This is a genomic window from Halobacillus sp. ABD4_316, from assembly GCF_056161385.1.
Map to the genome: position 1 here is coordinate 1003008 of NZ_JBSWZA010000001.1, position 19214 is coordinate 1022221.

Below are 19214 nucleotides of genomic sequence, written 5' to 3' on the forward strand. Positions count from 1 at the left end.
TTATTCTCTTCCAAAGGCTAAATTCCTTCATGATCAGACAACAAATATTGGAAAGTTTCCCGGAACTCTTCTCTGTGCTTGTCCGTAAAGGCGGAAGGCCCCTTCCATTTACGCTTCTGCTTCATCGTCTGCTGCCGGATAAACTTCTGGTTCATAATGTGATCCGCATCGGTTTCCTTTATCAGTTTTCCTCGCGGCGTCATCACATAAACCCCTTTAGAGGTCAGGAGAACAGCCAGCGACAAGTCCTGCGTAATGACCACATCTCCCTTGGCAGCTGCATTCAAAATGTAAAGGTCTACAGACTGGGAACCATCATCAACAAAGGTCCACGATGTCTGTGACTTTTCTGTACTGAAATGATTAACCGTAGCAATGAACCTGGCCGTCACGCCGCAGTCCGCACTCATTTCCTCAATTTCCTTCTGAACGGGACAGCTGTCTGCGTCCACCCAGACCGTTCGATGTATTTTTGGCATAGTATCAATATTTCTACAGCAAGCGGTAGAATCCTCCTAAAAAGCAAATGTTTTATTTTTCTGAAAAATAGACAATGTGCGTAAGGAGTAAAGATCCTGCAGATATGAAAACCGGAACTGTCAGGATTTTTCCACAAAAAAATATTATAATACATTTCTCCTGTGAATGCTATGTCTAATTTTACCTAATTTCATTCTTCCCAACAAAAGCCGCGCTTAATCAAAGCGCGACTTTTTGAGATACTGCATTATTCCTGAGCATCTTTCCTCAGCTTATTCATAATGATATTCGCCGTTTCCTCTACAGCTTTATTAGAGACATCAATAACCGGGCAGCCGATTTTATCGACGATTCTGTTGAAATGCTCCAGCTCCTGGCTGATCCGTTCAAGGTTGGCATATGTAGCCTGATCACCGAGTCCCAGGGATTTCAAACGTTCCTTCCGGATATCATTCAGCTTTTCTGCACTGATTTTCAAGCCGATGCATTTCTCCGGGTCCACCCGGAACAATTCAGACGGTGGCTGGACTTCCGGAACAATCGGGACGTTTGCCACTTTCAGCCTTTTATGAGCAAGATACTGGGACAATGGAGTTTTGGACGTTCGGGATACGCCGATCAAAACGATATCTGCCTTGGAAATGCCCCGCGGGTCACGGCCATCATCATACCGGACAGCGAATTCAATGGCTTCCACCCGCTTGAAATAATCCTCATCAAGCTTGTGGACGAGGCCGGGTTCCAGTCTCGGCTGTATTTGGAGGTGACTTTCCATCGCTTCCATCATCGGCCCCATGATATCAACACAGCGGATTCCGTGTTTTTCGGCTTCCTGTTTCAGGTGAATCCTGTACTCAGGAACGACAAGGGTAAAGCCGATCATGGCATCGTGCTCTTTCGCTTGAAGAACAGCTTCGTTAATCGTCCCTTTATCTTCTACATAAGGGATGCGCTGAAGATCAAAAGGTCCGTCATCAAACTGACTCAAACAAGCCTTGGTAACAAGCTCAGCGGTCTCCCCTACGGAATCGGATAGTACATAAATTAATGGTTTCTCCATACTGCCCCTCCTAATCCTGAATCAAATATGCTGATCGCGTGCAAGTTCTACAAGGGCTTTGGTTATATTCGTTTTCGTTAACCTTCCAACGACCTCAAGCCCATCCTCTGCAGGATTCACGACCGGCAGTCCGTCGATCTGTTTTTCTATTAACTTCTGGGCGGCGTCCAAAAGGAGATCCTCAGGCTCACATATCGTAATATTCGGCATCCGCGTCATAATGATATGGACCGGGATGGACGTTAAGTCCTTCGATCCTATGCTTGCCCTCAGCAGGTCCTTTCTGGAAAGGACGCCGACAAGATGGGATTTATGGTTCGTGACAAACAATGTTCCGACATCTTCAAGAAACATCGCACAGATCGCATCATACGCCGATACGTCTTCCTCTACAACAATCGGGAGGGACTGGTATTCCCTCACTTTGAACTTTTTCAGTTTTTCCGTGAAAAGTTCAGAACCTGTTTTCCCCGTGAAAAAATACCCCACCCGCGGCCGCGCATCCAGATAGCCTGCCATGGTTAATATAGCAAGATCCGGACGCAGAGTCGCCCGTGTTAATTCCAGTCTTTCTGCGATGTTCTCTCCGGTAATCGGTCCATTATCCTTCACAATTTGAATAATCTGCTCCTGCCGGTTTGATAATTCCAAGTTCTCACCACCCTGAACGCTGAATGTGACATACCATTCTTCATTATACCTCATTTTCCTGAATGGGTAAAAGAAGGGTGCTTAGAACTGTTGTTTCCACTCGATTCGTGTCAGATCGGCATACTGATAAATGTCTTCAGAAATCTGCTTCAACAGGCCGAGTCGGTTGGCTTTGACTCTTTCATCCTCTGCCATGACCATGACCGCATCAAAGAAGGCGTGAATGGAGTCTGCCAGTTCGGACAAGGTCTCCAGTGCCTCTTCGACAAGGCCTTCAGACATCTGACGGCTGTACGATTCATGGACCGTTTGGAAAACATCGTAAAGCTGCTGCTCTTCTTTGTTCTCAAATAGATCCGGATTCACCGCGTCTGCATCGGCTTTTTTCGCTAAATTCAATACGCGGCCGAGGGCCTCCTGGACAGGTTTGAAAGAAGGTTCATTCCGCTTTTCAACCAGGAGTTCTGCTTTTCTTCCTGCAACAGGGAAATGACCGATCCCCTGGGCGAGAACAGCTTCCACCACATCGGGATCCACTTGTTTTTCACGAAGCAGGTAGGCCGCACGGACACGGAAAAATTCATGAAGATCGTTGTGAACTTCTTCTTCCGATCTCGTAGGGAGTTCAAGCTCGATATAGAACTGATGAACAAGATCGATCAGTTTCTCGACGGACACAGACCAGCCACGGCTGTTCAGGGTTTGAAGAATACCGAGGGCCTGTCTTCTCAACCCGTATGGATCCTGCGATCCTGTTGGTACACGACCAATAGATACACTGCCGACGATCGTATCGAGCTTATCTGCAATGCTCACAATAGATCCGATTGTAGATGCCGGCACTTCACCATTGGCCTGCCGAGGCATATAGTGTTCATTGACAGCTACAGCCACTTCCTCATCTTCGCCAAACAAACGGGCATACTTCTCCCCCATCACTCCTTGAAGTTCGGTGAATTCATCGACCATCTGGGTGACAAGGTCAAATTTGCAGATTTCCGCAGCACGGGTAGCTTTTAGTTTTTCTTCTTTATTCAGGTTGAGCCATTCACTCAGTTTGCCAGTAATGGCTGTTATCCGCTGAACCTTATCCGCAAGCGTCCCAAGTTCCTCCTGATAAACCATACGGGAAAGCTTCTCCATCTTCTCATCGATGCTTCCCTTCTGGTCTTCCTCATAAAAGAACTGCGCATCTTTCAAGCGTGCTTTCAACACCTTTTCGTTTCCTCGGGCTACGATATCAATGTTCTGGTCGTCGCCATTACGCACACCGACGAAATATGGCAGCAGCTTGTTATCATGGGAGCGGACAGGGAAATAACGCTGGTGCTCTTTCATGGATGTAATCAATGCTTCTTCAGGCACCTCCAGGAATTCCTCTGAGAATGCGCCGCTGAAAACAGCTGGATATTCCACCAGATGGGTCACTTCTTCGAGAAGCTCCTCATCTATCATAAGCTTCCAGCTCTGTTTCTCTTCCAGCTGTTTAAGCTGGGTTACAATTTGGTCCTGACGCTTTTCCACGGAGGCCATCACGTATTGATCAGAAAGCGTCTGTTCGTAGTGATCCGCACTCGTGATGGTTGTTTCTGATCCAAGGAAACGATGACCGAATGTCCGGCGGTCTGTATGAACGTTCTCAATCTGGAAAGGAATCACCTGTTCCCCGAATAAAGCCACCATCCAGCGGATCGGGCGGGCAAAACGGAGGTCACGGGCTCCCCAGCGCATATTCTTTGGAAAATTCAGAGAAAGAAAAACCTCTCCAAACTGCTCAAGCAGAGCGGCTGTTTCCTTTCCTTCAATGAACTTACGCACGTGCACATATTCTGTACCCTTGATTTCCTTGAAGTAAATATCATCAACGTCTCTGCCCTGCCCTTTCGTAAATCCAATGGCAGCCTTCGACCAGTTCCCTTCTTCATCAAGGGCAATCTTTTTAGCAGGGCCTTTCGCCTCTTCCTCGACGTCCGGCTGCTTATCAGCAACTTCTGTGATTTGGACAGCCAGTCTTCTCGGTGTGGCAAAGCCGTGAATATCACCAAAAGGAATCCGGTTATCTGTCAGCCACTTCTCTGTCTTATCTTTCAACTGGGCAAGAGCATCATTAATAAAACGGGCAGGAAGCTCCTCCAGGCCGAGCTCAAATAATACAGTCTTACTCATCTGCTCCACCTTCTTTCTTCAACATTGGGAATCCGAGGCGTTCCCTTTCTTCTACATAGGTTTTCGCAATTTTACGGGCAAGGTTCCGGACCCGTGAAATGTACCCCGTCCTCTCTGTGACACTGATGACGCCCTTAGCGTCCAGGAGGTTGAACGTATGCGAACACTTCAGCACGTAATCATACGCCGGGAACACGAGTCCCTCTTCCATGATGCGTTCCGCTTCTTTCTCATAGGTCCCAAACAAATCAAAGAGCATCTTTTCATCAGACGCTTCGAACGTATAAACGGAATGTTCGTATTCCGGCTGTGTGAAGATATCTCCAACTGTCACGCCATTGGTCCACTCCAGTTCAAATACGTTTTCCTTATCCTGGATATAGGACGCCAGACGCTCAAGTCCGTACGTGATTTCCGCTGAAACCGGCTTCGCTTCCAATCCACCGATCTGCTGGAAGTACGTGAATTGAGTGATTTCCATACCGTCCAACCATACTTCCCATCCAAGGCCGGCGGCTCCAAGTGTCGGGTTTTCCCAGTTATCTTCAACGAAGCGGATATCATGCTTCAACGGATCGATGCCAAGGGCACGCAGGGATTCTAAATACAGCTCCTGGATGTTATCCGGGGATGGTTTCATGATGACCTGGAACTGATGGTGCTGGTACAAACGGTTTGGGTTCTGGCCATAGCGTCCATCAGCCGGACGACGGGACGGTTCTACATAAGCTACGTTCCAAGGTTCCGGACCAAGGCTTCGAAGCAGTGTCATCGGAGACATCGTTCCTGCCCCTTTTTCCGTATCATAAGCCTGCATGAGCAGACACCCCTGGCTGGACCAGTGATTCTGCAGGGTTAAAATCATATCTTGAATATTCAAGTCTTTTCCTCCTCCTAATAGTGAGCGGATAAAGAAAATCCCGCCCCTATGCCTGAATCAGACATAGGGACGGGATTTCCGCGGTTCCACCCTAATTGCTCTTCTATGTAGAAAAGCCACTTTAAAAAACTGCTCCAGAGCGCCTTCACTGAATGGTTCCCGCCTGACTTTCACCGGCTCAGGCTCGCTTGTGGAGAACGGGGTTCAGCTACTCCTCTCTTTCACTGCAGTACGTATATTTGATATTAGAATCATACTCTAGTTGCAAGGATGCTGTCAAACCTCACTCAGAAAATAAATCAAGCTGCTTCAAAAACTTTTTGGATTTGATAAAATATCCGCCGTAACGGTCATAGTATTCATCCATCAGCTGACGGAGCAGCTTTTTATTTTCTTCCTTCATGGTAATCTGTCCGAGTCGTTTTACATCAATATGTAAAAATACACGCAGCAGCTTTGGAAGCGGATCCGGCAGGCCGTAGGCTCCGAGATCGATATGCTTGCAGCGGTAGCAGAGAAGACCGCCTTCGGACATGGAAAAGGAATACGGACCTTCTGTACTGCCGCAGTTCAGGCAGTGATCAACCACCGGCGCAAATCCGGCCTTTTTAAAAAGCTTCAATTCATACATCATAGTGAGGATGTTCGGATCTTTATCTTCATTCATCCACACCATCGTCTGCAGAAGCTGTTCAAAAAGAAAAGGATCCGGTTGTTTTTCTTCTATGAGCTTGTCGGTCAGCTCTGCAATGTAGGAAGCATAGGCTGTTTTGACAATATCCTCGCGGATGGAACGGAGGGAGGATAACATTTCCCCCTGGCTCATAGATCCAAGTCCGGATCCTGACTGTATGAGATACATTCCGTGAATAAACGGCTGGGATACAGATGCCATCCGGCTCTTCGGCTTCTTAGCGCCTCTGGCCATGACACCTATTTTCCCTTTCTCCCTTGTCATCATCGTGACTATCTTATGTGTTTCCCCATAATTATTAGTACGGATCACAAGGCCTTCCACTTTGTCCATCAAGTGTATCACCTGCTCCGTTTACGAATTTTGGTCATTCGTTGTCAGGGGATCAGGGGAGGAAGCAAATGGTTCCTGAGACTGTTGTTGATCCTGCGACTCAAATTCTTTCATCATCAAGTAAGTTTCCACACTTCCTGTCTGCCTGAAAACGTTCCATGAAAGGTTGTCGAGCACAAGAAACACCGCCTTTCTTTTATTCGCTGATACCATTTACATTCTTATCTTGCTTTCCCCGGCCTGATCTATAAGGCTTAATTTTTTCCAACCTTTAGTATTCGTCGTCCCTGTAACCGAAATCGCTGAGTTGAATCTGCTTGTTCCGCCAGTCTTTCTGTACTTTCACCCACAGTTCAAGATACACTTTACTGCCGAGCAGGGATTCAATATCCTTACGGGCTCTCTTGCCGACTTCCTTCAGCATGCTGCCCTGCTTCCCAATAATGATCCCTTTTTGAGATTTACGTTCCACGATGATCGCCGCCTGGATATAAACGCCGGGAGCATCTTCCCTGGGCTTTATCCCTTCGATGACTACAGCAATCGAGTGCGGAATTTCCTCCCGCGTCAGGTGAAGCACCTTTTCACGGATAAATTCACTGATGACAAACCGCTCCGGGTGATCGGTAATCTGGTCTTCCGGATAAAACTGCGGACCTTCCGGGAGATGGCTTTTTAAAACCCCGAGCAGATGGTTGACGTTGTTACCTTCGAGAGCGGAGATCGGTATGATTTCTTCAAAATCATACATGTCCTTGTACTGCTCAATCAACGGCAGCAGCTTGTCCGGGTGAACCCGGTCGATTTTGTTAATGATCAGGAAGACAGGCTGGTTCACGCGTTGGAGACGATCGATAATGAACTGATCCCCACGCCCGTATCCTTCTTCTGCATTGATCATAAACAGGACGGCATCCACTTCATTGAGCGTATTTTCAGCTGTGTTCACCATAAAATCGCCGAGTTTGTGCTTTGGTTTATGAATACCAGGGGTGTCGATAAAGACCATCTGGGATTCTTCATCGGTGTAGACACCCTGTATTTTGTTTCTCGTTGTCTGGGGCTTATCACTCATGATGGCAATTTTCTCACCAATCACGCGGTTCATGAACGTGGATTTACCAACGTTCGGACGGCCCACAATCGTAATGAAGCCTGATTTGAAATTCTCTGTCATACATGTTCCTCCAATAAAATCTAACCTTTAGGTTCTTCTATATTCTATTATAACATCCCGTAAGGTCTACCGTTACATGAATAAAGCAAGGAGCTTCGGCCCGAACAGGAAAACACCTACGACCACAGATCCACCGGCAGCCGTAAGTACGGCACCTGCCGCCACGTCCTTGACAGCTCCCACGGCCGGGTGACGGTCCGGATGCAGGTGGTCCAGCAGTTTTTCAATAGCGGAATTAACCATCTCTAATGTCAGGACCAGAGCGATTGTCACCGTAAGAACAGCCCATTCCACCAAGGATAACCGCAGGATTCCGCCTGCTGTTAAGGCCAGAATGGCAGCCGCGGTATGAATGCGGAAATTCCGCTCCGATGTCCAGACCAGTTTGATGCCTCTCCATGCATAGGCAAATCCTATTCCTTTTTTCTTAGGATCGCTGGAGCCCGAATTCACGGAGAATGTCCTCCTGGCGGGTGAACATCTTCTTTTCATCCTCTTCATTCAGATGATCATATCCCAGCAGATGGAGGAACCCGTGAAGAGCAAGGAAACCGAATTCCCTTTCCAGAGAGTGATGATAATCCTCCGCCTGCTCCTTGGCCTTGTCCACAGAGATGACGATATCACCGAGCATCATTGGAAGGTTCTCATCCAGAATATCCACTTCGCCTTCCCCTGTCTCCTGCATGGCAAAGGAAATGACGTCTGTCGGCTCATCCTTCTGGCGGTAGTTGCGGTTGAGTTCCTGAATTTCTTTATTGTCAACAAAGCTTACCGATACTTCAGCATCTCCAGTGATGCCTTCCCGTCCACCTGCAAATTCAAGAATGCGCTGGATCATATCAACAAAAGCTTCGTCTACAGAGTTCGTTTCATCGTGAAAATCAATCGTGATCACTTGTCTTCCTCCTTATTAAGGGCTTATTAAGCCCCATCCATAGTAACTGCGTCTGCTGCAGGGTGTTGTAATTATGGGCCTTTTTCTTTCCGGCCATAAGACCGCTTTTCCAAGTGAAAAGCTCCCCTCTCCCCCTATCATATAGGGTGTCATGCTCCAAGGCAAATGGTTCATGGTAAGCGGACACAAAAAGAAATAAGACCCGGGGAGGGTCTTATTGTTTGTCGCCTTCATATGCGTCAATGATTCTCTGTACAAGCGGGTGACGGACAACGTCCGACTGATCAAGCTTAATGAACGATGCACCTTTGACATACCCAAGCGTCTCTTCAGCTACACGCAGCCCGGACTTTACGCCTTTGGGCAGGTCGACCTGGGTAATATCCCCGGTGATGATCATCTTCGATCCAAAACCAAGCCGGGTCAGGAACATTTTCATTTGTTCAGGGGTGGTGTTCTGCGCTTCATCCAGAATGGCAAACGCATCATCCAGGGTCCGGCCCCTCATATAGGCAAGCGGGGCGATCTCGATTGTCCCCCGGTCAATCAGTCTTGCTGTGTGTTCTGCTCCGAAAACGTCATGAAGAGAATCATACAGCGGCCGTAGATAAGGATCCACTTTTTCCTTCAAATCCCCGGGCAGGAAACCAAGGCTTTCCCCGGCTTCAACGGCAGGCCGTGTCAAAATGATCTTTTTTACGTCTCCATTTTTCAGGGCATTGACGGCCATAATGACAGCTAAGTATGTTTTTCCGGTTCCGGCCGGGCCGATTCCGAATACAAGATCATGATTTTTAATAGCAGCAATATAATTCCGCTGACCGAGAGTTTTTACCCGGATGGACTTACCTTTAGAGTTTTTCGTGATTTCGTCTTCAAACAACGCTTCAAACTGATTGATTTTCCCTTTTTTTGCCAGTTCCACGGCGTAGACAATGTCACGCTCTGTCACGGACAGTCCTTTACGGATCAGAGCAAGGACACTCAGAAGAATATCCTCAACTAATTGAACATGTTCCGCCTGTCCGGACACCCGGACCTGACCGCCGCGGGAGATGATCGTCACCTGCAGCTGTTCTTCAATTTGCTTTAAATTACGGTCCTCTGTCCCGAACAGGGCCAGAGTTTCTGTTGTATTATCCAATTGGATGTCCATTGTTTTCAACTCTTCCGGCATACTCAATCTCCTTGACTAATATACTTGGTCTCTGCAATGTTTTCATAAACTTTGTACAATAGGATTAATTTTACTTTACCATGCTCCTCACTAAGGTGCAAAACTTTTTCATCTTTGATTTCCGCTCCCGGTTCAAGCTCCTGCAGCAGGCTCTGTCCCGCAGCCTTCCGTCCTATTTTCTCGATTTCCTTGCGGGATAATTCCATTGCATCTGTATCAATGGAAAAATGGTCTACGCGCTTCATGTTCAAAGGGAGGGAATAAGAAAAAATTCTCCAGTCTGTGGTTACGTTTTCGTCTCTGTAGCTTCCATCCGTTCCGCGCCACCACCCCCATACCGGAACAGACCAGCCTCCAATTTTCAAGTGATACTCGGTTTCTACAGTGCCGTCAGTGAGTGTAACGATCTGCTGAAGGGGAAGCTCCTGCTCCACCCGATACCATGTCTCTGCTGTGACATCCCCCTCTGTGTGGACAAACGTATCCCCTTCTTCGACAAGTTCTCCTGTGGCGAGGACCTGTCCTTTCTTTACGACATCATAGACAGACACAAGCGGCCGGCCTTTTTTTATAAAGGTCTGAACGATCATCCCTTTCTTGGATGCGACGAGATTGGAAGGCTGGTTATCCTGATTCGTATCATGCCTGGTCTTTTTCACACCGTACAACTGGTAGCTTGTCCCTTGTTTTTTCACCCCGATCCATAACAGATCCGGAATATCCTCCAACAGCATCTGCTGGATATCGTTTGGATCCTTCATGCCGATGGTCAACCGTCCCGGGGATACTCCATAACTGTTCAGCTTCTTTTCAACCGCTGCCTCTAATTCAGGCGTCAACCCCTCCACCTTGATCGACCACAATGTATTCGCCGCCAGAAAGATGAGAACGAGCGCAGCCAGAAAAGCGGCCGCCACGGAGAGCCGCCTCCGCATGAGCTTGTATAAAAAAGGAACGCCCTTCCCTTCCTTGATGGTCAGGCGGCACTTGTATTTTCTCCGGAGCGATCGGAGGATTTTCCAGTCCTTGAGCCTGATGGAGAAGCGGACCGTCGTTTCATCCAGGCGCCTCAGACTGGTCACCCTGCACCCGCGCCGCGTGCACGCCTGTAAAAAAGGTTCCAGCAGTGGACCGGAAGCCTCGATGGTTAACACACCCTCAACAAATCCCCGCTGGTTTCCCATAAGACTCATCCTCCTTTGGAATCAGGAAAAAACTCGACAGATTTCAACTCCCCTTCCAGGAGGAGTTCTTCTTTCAGCATCATTTTCACTCCGAGGTCTCTGCCAACAATCCGGACCTGGCCCTTTTTGTATTGAATCCTTACTTCTTCCTCTGAAAAATGCAGGAGGCCTGTATGATTTTCTATGTAGACATGTATGGAGCCGATCGTAGTAATTCGTGGTAAATCCAGCATCACATCAGCCGGAAGGTCAAAGTAACGGCCGATCCATGTTCTAATCTGCTGCTGCCATTTTGGCATACAACGCCCCCCCTTCTTTTCATTTATACGAAAAACGCCCGAATTGTATCACTACAATTCGGGCGTTCGTCTATCTTTTTCGGGGATGCGAGCGATGCGGCTTGTGCGCACGCGGAGGTCCAAGAATTTCAGCCATTACAATTCCTTCGGCCAGTTTTTTCTTATCCCACTTCCGCGCCTGCTCTACCAGAGGGCCGTCCGTCGTTAACGGAGGAGCCTTCGTCGAGGCTTTCCGGCCTGCCGGAGGGTTTTCCTCCATCGGGCTGGATTTCTCTGCGTTATAGACCGGAGAATCCGTTATGCTCCGGCCATTGTTGTATCCAGAAGCGTCAGACCTTGATTTTTCCGCTATTTCTTCCAGACGCTTCTGTTTTTCTTCATAATACTCGCGGAGACGGCCTCCTTTATCTTGCTGACCCTCTTTTTCCTGCTGCGGTTCCCCCTGGGACTTATTCGGATAAGGACGGGGCGCCGTTTGTTTCTTCGGAGCTCCCGGCTTTTGATCCTTTTCTTTTGACATCCCGCTGAACCAGCTGATAATACCACCGATAATCGCAGCGACGATGACAAAATTACTGAATATCAATTCAATAAGATCTGCCATATGCATGCTCCTTTAAGTCAGCGAGGATTTACTTATCTTCTTCGGCTTCTTCATCTGATGTGCGGCCGAGCGTATTTCTCATATCCGTATCAGCATTGATGTTCTGATAGTTCATGTAATCCATGACGCCCATTTTTCCGGTACGAAGAGCTTCTGCAAGGGCTTGAGGAACCTGTGCTTCTGCTTCCACAACCTTCGCCTGCATTTCCTGTACGCGGGCGCGCATTTCCTGCTCCTGGGCAATAGCCATCGCACGTCGTTCTTCTGCTTTCGCCTGGGCGATGTTTTTATCCGCTTCTGCCTGGTCGGTCTGAAGAATCGCACCGATGTTTTTGCCGATATCAATATCAGCAATATCGATGGAGAGAATTTCAAATGCCGTTCCTGCATCCAGCCCTTTGCTTAATACATTTTGAGAAATACGATCTGGATTTTCCAATACTTTATTATGATTTTCACTGGAACCGATGGTCGATACAATTCCTTCACCAACACGGGCAATGACGGTATCTTCACCAGCACCACCGACAAGACGGTCGATATTGGCACGAACGGTGATACGCGCTTTGGCTTTCACTTCAATCCCGTCCATCGCCACACCAGCGATAAATGGTGTTTCAATCACCTTCGGATTGACACTCATCTGTACGGCTTCCAGAACGTCACGGCCGGCCAGATCGATCGCAGCGCAGCGTTCAAAGCTCAATTCGATATTCGCTCGCTGAGCGGCAATCAGCGCATTGACCACACGGTCGACGTTACCACCGGCAAGGTAGTGGCTTTCCAGCTGGTTGGTATTGACGTTGACGCCGGCTTTATGGGCTTTAATCAACGGGTTGATGACCCGGGAGGGAATAACCCTTCTCAATCTCATTCCAACAAGCGTAAAGATATTGATCTTAACTCCGGCTGCCAGGGCACTGATCCAGAGCATGACCGGGATAAATGTGAAGAGCACAGCCAGTACGATAATAATGATACCGATAATGATAATCGGCATGAGTTCCTGCAATGTCACGTTGTTTCCTCCTCTTTTTTCAGTTCACGGACCACGATTCGTGATCCTTCGGTTTTCATGATTTTTACTTTCTGATCCACTCCAATAAAGACACCTTCGGTAACGACGTCCAGCCGTTCGCCGTCAAATTCAGCCGTTCCCGACGGCCGCAGCGGTGTCACGGCTGTCCCTTCAAGACCAATCAAATCCAGACGGTTGACCGATGAAACATATCCCTGCTCGGATGAGGTGGAATCATTCAGAATGATGTGCCGGAAAAAGCCACGTTCAAGCCCCATCGTCTTAAACAGGATGACAGATACTATTACAGTTACCAGAAGTGCAATACCAATGCTCATCGCCATATGTCCCATATCCGCTGAAGAAAGCATCAACGAAAAGACGACGGCCGCAACCCCGGCAATACCGGCTATCCCACCCGGCAGAAAGAATTCGGCAACAATAAGACCGATCCCCAGCACGAGTAAGATGATGGCCTCATAGCCGGCAAGACCAGCAACAATATGACCATAGAAAAACAGCACAAGAGCTGTAACGCCCATCGTTCCCGGGATGCCGAACCCTGGTGAGTAAAGCTCCACCACAAGGCCGAGACTGGCCACTGATAATAATATCGGTATGACAACGGGATCTGTTAGAAAACGGGCTGCGTTTTCTGACAATGTCGGGTTCTGCTCCACCACTTCCGCTCCGGATAAAGAAAGCTCATTTAATAATTCGTTCCGGTCTTCGACAATTCCTTCTGCATAGCCGACTTCTTCCGCTTCCCCCGGCCCAAGGGTAAGGAACTCGCCCTCAGGAGCCCCGTAATCCGGAAGGTCGATGGCTGCATCGGCCATGGCACGGGCGTAAAGTGGATCTCTTCCATTCGTCTCTGCTGCAGCAGCCATGGAGGAAATCCAGGCGGACTGGGCCTTTTTATCAGCCGCTGTCCCATCTGAGTTGATCACTCCGGAAGCCCCCATAGTCGCCTGCGGCTTCATGTATATGTTATCGGCGTTCAAGGCGATGTAGGAACCCGCCGAGTAGGCACGGCTCGTTACAAACGCTGTGTTAGGTATATCAAGATCCTGAAAAATTTCTCCAATTTCTCCTGCCGCATCGACACGGCCTCCGGGTGTATCCACTTCAAAAATAATGTGATCGACGCCATTTTCCTCAGCTTCACCTGTCGTCCTCTTCAAAAAAGCGGCCATTCCACGTTCGACGGTATCTTCAACCGGAATGACGTAAACCGTTTCCCCTTCTCCTTCTGCTGCAGCAAAATCAAAACTGAGCACCAAAGAAGCGGCGGTTCCAAGCATAAACAATGTCAGCCAGAGTCGTAAACGCCAAGTACGTGTCATCGAACAATCACCCCCTCTTTTATCTTCCCCTCCGTATACTTCCTATACGAATGACAAAACAAAAAGTTTCGTTTAAAAATAAAAAGGCCTCTCTTTCTACAGAGAGGCCTTTTATATTTACGATAATTGCTGAAGAACGAACTTATTGACCTGTGAACCATCGGCTCTGCCTTTTACTTTAGGCATGATGGCACTCATCACCTTGCCCATGTCGCTCTTGGAAGCAGCTCCTACTTCCTCGATTGTTTCATTGACAATCTGTTCAAGTTCTTCATCAGTGAGCTGTTTCGGCATATATACTTGTAAAATCTCAATTTCACGCTCGAGTCCTTCTACAAGATCGTCACGTCCAGCTTCTTTGAATTCATGGAGGGAATCATTTCTCTGTTTTACCTCACGAGATAAAACAGTCAATGCTTCTTCTTCAGATAATGAATCTTTACCCAATTTAATTGCTTCATTTTGCATAGAAGCCCGAACCATGCGGATTGTAGATAATTTTTCCTTATCCCGCGCCTTCATGGCTGTTTTCATGTCCTGGGTCAGACGGTCAGTGATCGTCATCTATTCAACACCCTCTTTGATTACTTACGCTTTCTAGCCGCCTCAGACTTTTTCTTACGGCGTACGCTAGGCTTATCGTAATATTCACGCTTACGATATTCCGCTAATGTACCACTCTTTGATACAGAACGCTTAAAGCGACGAAGAGCATCTTCAAGAGACTCGTTTTTACGAACGCGAGTTGTATTTGACATGCTAATTTCCCTCCCTCCGAAGCAAACAAAACTGTTTCTCTTGTATGGGACCTCCCATACCTTTGACAATTATAGTATATGGATTAAGGATGGTCAACTTTTTTTATAAGAAAAAGGGTCGATAAAGGATTGTTTTTTTATCTTTTCATCAAGCTTTATGTACTCGGAACGACCTAAATATAAAGGAATGTGCAGGTTTTTAAAATTGGGAAGACCTCTGTTATTAAAAATTTCAGGAATGTAGGAACAGGAGGTAATCGTCCCGGTCACCCAGTCATGATCTCCGGTTGGAATCATCTGATCAAGGCTGCATTCATAACTGAGGTAGGCCCTCTCCAGGACCGGACCTCCGTCCTTCCCTCTTTTCCATGCCTGACCGAAACTGGAAGCTTTATCCGTATCCACCCCGGATGTACTTCCGGCATATTGAATAAAAGCCGCCTCCTCATAAGGCAGAAAATTAATCGTGAATGCACCGGACTCCTGGATCAGCTGGTAGGAATAACGTTCTCTTCCCACCGCCACTCCATACATCGGCGGTTCCATAGATAAAAAGGAATGCCACCCGGCTGACATGAAATTCACTTCTCCATTACACTCACTGCCTACAACGGCCACCATTCCTGGATAGCTGTGCATTTTCAATGATTGTTTTTCCATTCCATTCTTCCTTTTTTAAATAGTGTATCAAAAAAAGGAAATTAAAAAAAGCGGCCGTAAGAGGCCGCTTTCGACATTTTAATAATCAGATGTTCCTTGTCCACCACTGATAATTGCTTTACCAGAGCTTGCACCAATACGTGTAGCGCCGGCTTCAATCATCGCTTTAGCTCCTTCATAATCACGGACGCCTCCAGAGGCTTTAACCCCCATGTCCGGTCCTACGGTTTTGCGCATCAAGCTGATATCCTCCACCGTAGCTCCACCACCAGAGAATCCAGTGGATGTTTTCACGTAATCAGCTCTAGCTGCTTTCGCCAATTCAGAAGCTTTCACTTTTTCTTCTTCCGTTAGAAGAGAGGTTTCAATGATGACTTTCACAAGAGCTTTTCCTTCAGCTTCACGAACGACAGCTTCGATATCCTGCTGCACGTTGTCGTAATTTCCTGATTTCAACTCTCCAACGTTGATCACCATGTCCACTTCTGTGGCTCCTTTTTCAATCGCCTGCTTCGTTTCGAAAGCTTTTGTTTCTTTCGTAACGGCTCCAAGCGGGAAGCCGATGACTGTGCAGACTTTTACATCTGTATCCGCCAGCAGTTCTGCGCAATATTCCACCCAGTATGGGTTGACACAGACAGACATGAAGCTGCTCTCTTTAGCTTCCTCACAAATCTGTGTAATTTTTTCTTTCGGTGTATCTGGTTTCAACTGTGTATGATCAATCATTTTTGCAAGATTTTGTTCCATTTCCAAACGCTCCTTTATCATAGGTTGTACGTACCTCTCCACTATCTTAGCATGAAAGCGGTTTGATTGCGAGAGTTAACGAAGTGGTTCAGGCTTCCTCCAACACGTAGGACAAAGCGGATAAAAAGTAAAGCGGAGCTGTTTCCATCCGCAGAATGCGCGGTCCCAGCCGGATGGATAAGAACCCGGCGTTCTTGAAGGCTTCCACTTCTTTTTCAGAAAAGCCGCCTTCCGGACCAAAAATGACAGCGATGGAGTCGCCGGGTCGAATGCTGCGCAGAACTTCGGAAAACTCCTGCTCAGACTCAATCCTCGCTTCCTCTGCATGGGCGAACAAGCACCAGTCATGGGATGCTTTCAAGTCCGTAATGTCCTTCATGGAATATAGTCCGGAGATAGAAGGGATGACTGTGCGTTCTGACTGTTCACTTGCTTCTTTCGCAATCTTCTCCAGCCGCTGAATTTTCTTGGGCGCTTTTTTTCCATCCCATTTGGCCACAGAGCGGTCGGCCTGATAAGGAATAAAGGAGAATGCACCAAGCTCTGTCCCCTTTTGAACAACCTGTTCCAGCTTGTCCCCTTTACCTAAGCCTGCGGCGACAGACACTTTGACAGGCAGTTCACGATCTTCTTCAATCCAATGGGTGATGGAGCAGACAATCTCCTCAGAGAGACTGTCAATCCTACATGCAGCAGGTCCATGGACAGGGTGGACCGCAATGAGCTGGCCGCCCTCTCCCATCCTCATTACTCGGCTGATATGATGGACATCTTCCCCGGCAATGGTTACCGACGTATCACTCCAGTACGGAGCGTCTATAAAATAGCGCTGCATAGGGGGTCACTCCGGCTTTTTAGCGATAATGCTGATCCAGTCTTCCATTTTATTTGTTTCCACAATGTCGAAGCCTGATTCAATTAAACGATCGCGTACCATTTCCTTGCGGGCAGAGATGATGCCGCACGTAATGAAATAGCCGCCTGGTTTTACGACGCGGAACGCATCATCTGTGAATTTCACAATAATCTCAGCCAGAATGTTGGAAACAATCAAGTCTGCTTCCCAATCCACCCCTTCAAGCAGGTCATTCACTTCGGAAGTCACCTGGTTTTCGACACCATTCAGCGCGGCATTGTTTTTCGTGCTCGAAACAGCCACATCGTCCAGGTCGTAGGCATACGCATGCTCGGCTCCAAGGAGGACGGAAGCGACACTCAGAATTCCGGAGCCGGCACCGACATCAGCGACGACATCTCCCTTTTCCAAATACTGTTCAAGCGCCTGGATGCTCAGCACCGTTGTCGGGTGAGTCCCTGTACCAAAGGCCATTCCCGGATCCATTTCTATGATAATTTCATCACTGGATACAGGTGTGTAATCCTCCCATTCAGGAATGATGGTGATTTTCTCGGATATTTTAACGGGCTTGTAATACTTTTTCCAAGCTGTTGCCCAGTCTTCCTCATGGATTTCCTGGATCGTCACTTCATTACGGCCGATATCAATGCCGAATTCAGTTAGATTGCTGATGGTTTTCTTCACTCCATCAACGGTCTCCATAAGAAAGCTGTTCATAGGCATATAAGCCTTCACATAAACACCTTCCGCCGGATAGTCAGCGGGGTTCAGCTCATAAATTTCTCCAAGCTTCGTTTTCCTGCGCTGCATATCAGCGGGGTCCTCAATGACGACTCCACTGGCACCGGATTCATGCAGGATGTTTGATACTGGTTCAACCGCTTCTGTCGTCGTATGAACACAGACTTCAGACCATTTCATTACACTCCACCCTCTTCTCTTATATCTAAAAAAGCCCGCAGGCCTTTTCTTCCCTCTCAAAAAAAGTCTGCACGATGAAAACAGGACATTGAATCGGAAATCACCTGCAAATTCCATCGTACAGACTCTGATACATCCTTAGTCGCCTTTGAAGGCGCGCTTCATTCGCTCAAAGAAATTGCCGTGCTGTTCTTCAGCGGCTTCATTTCCACTAATATCATTGAATTCACGAAGCAGCTCTTTTTGGCGCTCGGTCAGATTCTTCGGTGTGATGACTTTCGTCTTCACATGCTGATCACCCTGGCCGCGGCCATGAACGTTCGGTGCTCCTTTTTCTTTCAGGCGGAACGTTTTTCCAGTCTGCGTACCGGCAGGAATTTTCAGCTTCACATTCCCGTGAACGGTAGGCACCTGGATTTCGTCACCCAGAGCTGCCTGTGCAAAGGTCAAAGGCACTTCACAGAAGATATGATCGCCTTCACGCTGGAAGAATTCATGCGGCTGCACACGGATGACAACAAACAAGTCGCCGGCCGGTCCGCCGTTGGCCCCGTCTTCTCCTTTGCCTTGTACACGGATCTGCTGGCCATCATCAATACCCGCAGGAATATCAAGGTGGATTTTGTTGCGTGTTTTCACGCGGCCATCGCCGCCGCACGTATTACATTTATCCTTAATGATTTTTCCGCTGCCCTGACAGTGGTGACAGACACGGCGGTTTACGACACGGCCGAATGGTGTGTTCTGCTCCTGATTAATCTGGCCGGAACCTTGACAATGGGAACACGTTTCCGGTGTAGTTCCCGGTTTCGCCCCGGAACCATCACACGTATCACAGTCTTCCTCTACAGGAATTTCAATATCCGTGGATTTTCCGAAGATGGCTTCTTCAAACTGAAGGGTCATCGTATATTGCAGATCGGCACCTTTACGAGGGGCGTTCGGATCACGGCGGCGGCCTCCACCGCCGAAGAACATATCAAAGATATCACCGAAGCCGCCGAAGTCTTCGGCGCCTCCGCCAAATCCGCCGAAGCCTCCCTGGTTCGGACCGGCATGGCCGAACTGGTCATACTGGGCTCTCTTCTGCTGATCGCTCAGGGTTTCATAAGCTTCTTTTGCTTCCTTGAATTTTTCAGAAGCATTTTCCTCTTTGCTGACGTCTGGGTGATATTGACGAGCCAGCTTGCGGTAGGCTTTCTTAATTTCATCCTTCGAGGCATCCTTGGACACACCAAGCACCTCATAATAGTCACGTTTACTCACTTGTAGATCACTCTCCCGGACGCTATTGCATAA

At 48.0% G+C, this 19214-nt stretch carries 23 protein-coding genes and 1 other annotated feature; all 23 genes read right to left on the bottom strand.

Annotation, left to right across the window (positions count from 1 at the left end; all coding sequences use genetic code 11):
- Positions 1–17: 17 nt before the first annotated feature.
- The 23 genes from ACXAJH_RS05440 to dnaJ all read right to left on the bottom strand — a co-directional run bounded on the left by ACXAJH_RS05440 (position 18) and on the right by dnaJ (position 19181).
- Positions 18–479, bottom strand: coding sequence for a DUF188 domain-containing protein (locus ACXAJH_RS05440; RefSeq protein WP_474969015.1), 462 nt, complete (start codon positions 477–479; stop codon positions 18–20).
- Between the two features lie 248 nt (positions 480–727).
- The gene (locus ACXAJH_RS05445) at positions 728–1540 is read right to left on the bottom strand and encodes a pyruvate, water dikinase regulatory protein (protein ID WP_474993270.1); all 813 of its coding nucleotides are present in this window, start codon (positions 1538–1540) and stop codon (positions 728–730) included.
- A gap of 21 nt (positions 1541–1561) precedes the next feature.
- Complete coding sequence (ccpN, locus tag ACXAJH_RS05450; RefSeq protein ID WP_027955367.1) at positions 1562–2191, bottom strand: transcriptional regulator CcpN; 630 nt, start codon at positions 2189–2191, stop codon at positions 1562–1564.
- 81 nt (positions 2192–2272) lie between these two features.
- A complete protein-coding gene (gene glyS / locus ACXAJH_RS05455; RefSeq protein ID WP_474993272.1) occupies positions 2273–4357 on the bottom strand; it encodes a glycine--tRNA ligase subunit beta in 2085 nt (694 codons plus the stop codon).
- Positions 4350–5237, bottom strand: coding sequence for a glycine--tRNA ligase subunit alpha (glyQ, locus tag ACXAJH_RS05460; RefSeq protein WP_474969019.1), 888 nt, complete (start codon positions 5235–5237; stop codon positions 4350–4352). The genes glyS and glyQ overlap by 8 nt, the downstream gene beginning before the upstream one ends.
- Before the next feature lie 62 nt (positions 5238–5299).
- Positions 5300–5471: a binding site (T-box leader), on the bottom strand.
- 49 nt (positions 5472–5520) lie between these two features.
- Complete coding sequence (gene recO / locus ACXAJH_RS05465; RefSeq protein WP_474993273.1) at positions 5521–6267, bottom strand: DNA repair protein RecO; 747 nt, start codon at positions 6265–6267, stop codon at positions 5521–5523.
- Positions 6268–6285: 18 nt separating this feature from the next.
- Positions 6286–6441 carry a YqzL family protein gene (locus ACXAJH_RS05470; protein ID WP_084163142.1) on the bottom strand — a complete coding sequence of 52 codons (156 nt, stop codon included), beginning with the start codon at positions 6439–6441 and terminating at the stop codon, positions 6286–6288.
- A 94-nt stretch (positions 6442–6535) separates the two neighbouring features.
- Entirely contained in the window at positions 6536–7441 is a 906-nt protein-coding gene (gene era, locus ACXAJH_RS05475) for a GTPase Era (protein ID WP_027955363.1), read from the bottom strand.
- 72 nt (positions 7442–7513) lie between these two features.
- Positions 7514–7894 carry a diacylglycerol kinase gene (locus tag ACXAJH_RS05480; protein ID WP_474969021.1) on the bottom strand — a complete coding sequence of 127 codons (381 nt, stop codon included), beginning with the start codon at positions 7892–7894 and terminating at the stop codon, positions 7514–7516.
- Positions 7869–8336 (bottom strand): rRNA maturation RNase YbeY, encoded by a 468-nt coding sequence (gene ybeY, locus ACXAJH_RS05485; RefSeq protein WP_027955361.1) that lies wholly within the window; start codon positions 8334–8336, stop codon positions 7869–7871. Before ybeY ends, ACXAJH_RS05480 begins: the two co-directional genes overlap by 26 nt.
- 217 nt (positions 8337–8553) lie before the next feature.
- On the bottom strand, positions 8554–9516 hold the full coding sequence (locus ACXAJH_RS05490; RefSeq protein ID WP_474969022.1) for a PhoH family protein: 963 nt from the start codon (positions 9514–9516) through the stop codon (positions 8554–8556).
- 2 nt (positions 9517–9518) lie between these two features.
- Positions 9519–10700: a sporulation protein YqfD gene (yqfD, locus tag ACXAJH_RS05495; protein WP_474989403.1), complete on the bottom strand. Its 1182-nt coding sequence runs from the start codon at positions 10698–10700 to the stop codon at positions 9519–9521.
- Positions 10701–10705: 5 nt separating this feature from the next.
- Positions 10706–10999, bottom strand: a complete 294-nt coding sequence (gene yqfC, locus ACXAJH_RS05500; RefSeq protein WP_027955358.1) for a sporulation protein YqfC — start codon at positions 10997–10999, stop codon at positions 10706–10708.
- 70 nt (positions 11000–11069) lie between these two features.
- A complete protein-coding gene (locus ACXAJH_RS05505; protein WP_474969024.1) occupies positions 11070–11603 on the bottom strand; it encodes a hypothetical protein in 534 nt (177 codons plus the stop codon).
- Positions 11604–11631: 28 nt separating this feature from the next.
- The gene (gene floA / locus ACXAJH_RS05510) at positions 11632–12603 is read right to left on the bottom strand and encodes a flotillin-like protein FloA (protein ID WP_474970418.1); all 972 of its coding nucleotides are present in this window, start codon (positions 12601–12603) and stop codon (positions 11632–11634) included.
- 14 nt (positions 12604–12617) lie between these two features.
- A complete protein-coding gene (locus tag ACXAJH_RS05515; protein WP_474993470.1) occupies positions 12618–13925 on the bottom strand; it encodes an NfeD family protein in 1308 nt (435 codons plus the stop codon).
- 159 nt (positions 13926–14084) lie between these two features.
- Positions 14085–14531, bottom strand: coding sequence for a GatB/YqeY domain-containing protein (locus tag ACXAJH_RS05520; RefSeq protein ID WP_027955354.1), 447 nt, complete (start codon positions 14529–14531; stop codon positions 14085–14087).
- 20 nt (positions 14532–14551) lie between these two features.
- Positions 14552–14725 (bottom strand): 30S ribosomal protein S21, encoded by a 174-nt coding sequence (rpsU, locus tag ACXAJH_RS05525; protein ID WP_027955353.1) that lies wholly within the window; start codon positions 14723–14725, stop codon positions 14552–14554.
- Positions 14726–14818: 93 nt separating this feature from the next.
- The gene (locus ACXAJH_RS05530) at positions 14819–15385 is read right to left on the bottom strand and encodes a flavin reductase family protein (protein WP_474993275.1); all 567 of its coding nucleotides are present in this window, start codon (positions 15383–15385) and stop codon (positions 14819–14821) included.
- A gap of 78 nt (positions 15386–15463) precedes the next feature.
- Positions 15464–16135, bottom strand: coding sequence for a deoxyribose-phosphate aldolase (deoC, locus tag ACXAJH_RS05535; RefSeq protein WP_474993276.1), 672 nt, complete (start codon positions 16133–16135; stop codon positions 15464–15466).
- An 88-nt stretch (positions 16136–16223) separates the two neighbouring features.
- Entirely contained in the window at positions 16224–16970 is a 747-nt protein-coding gene (locus tag ACXAJH_RS05540) for a 16S rRNA (uracil(1498)-N(3))-methyltransferase (RefSeq protein WP_474993278.1), read from the bottom strand.
- Positions 16971–16976: 6 nt separating this feature from the next.
- On the bottom strand, positions 16977–17915 hold the full coding sequence (gene prmA / locus ACXAJH_RS05545) for a 50S ribosomal protein L11 methyltransferase (RefSeq protein WP_474969029.1): 939 nt from the start codon (positions 17913–17915) through the stop codon (positions 16977–16979).
- Positions 17916–18053: 138 nt separating this feature from the next.
- Entirely contained in the window at positions 18054–19181 is a 1128-nt protein-coding gene (dnaJ, locus tag ACXAJH_RS05550) for a molecular chaperone DnaJ (protein ID WP_474969030.1), read from the bottom strand.
- Positions 19182–19214 lie beyond the last annotated feature (33 nt).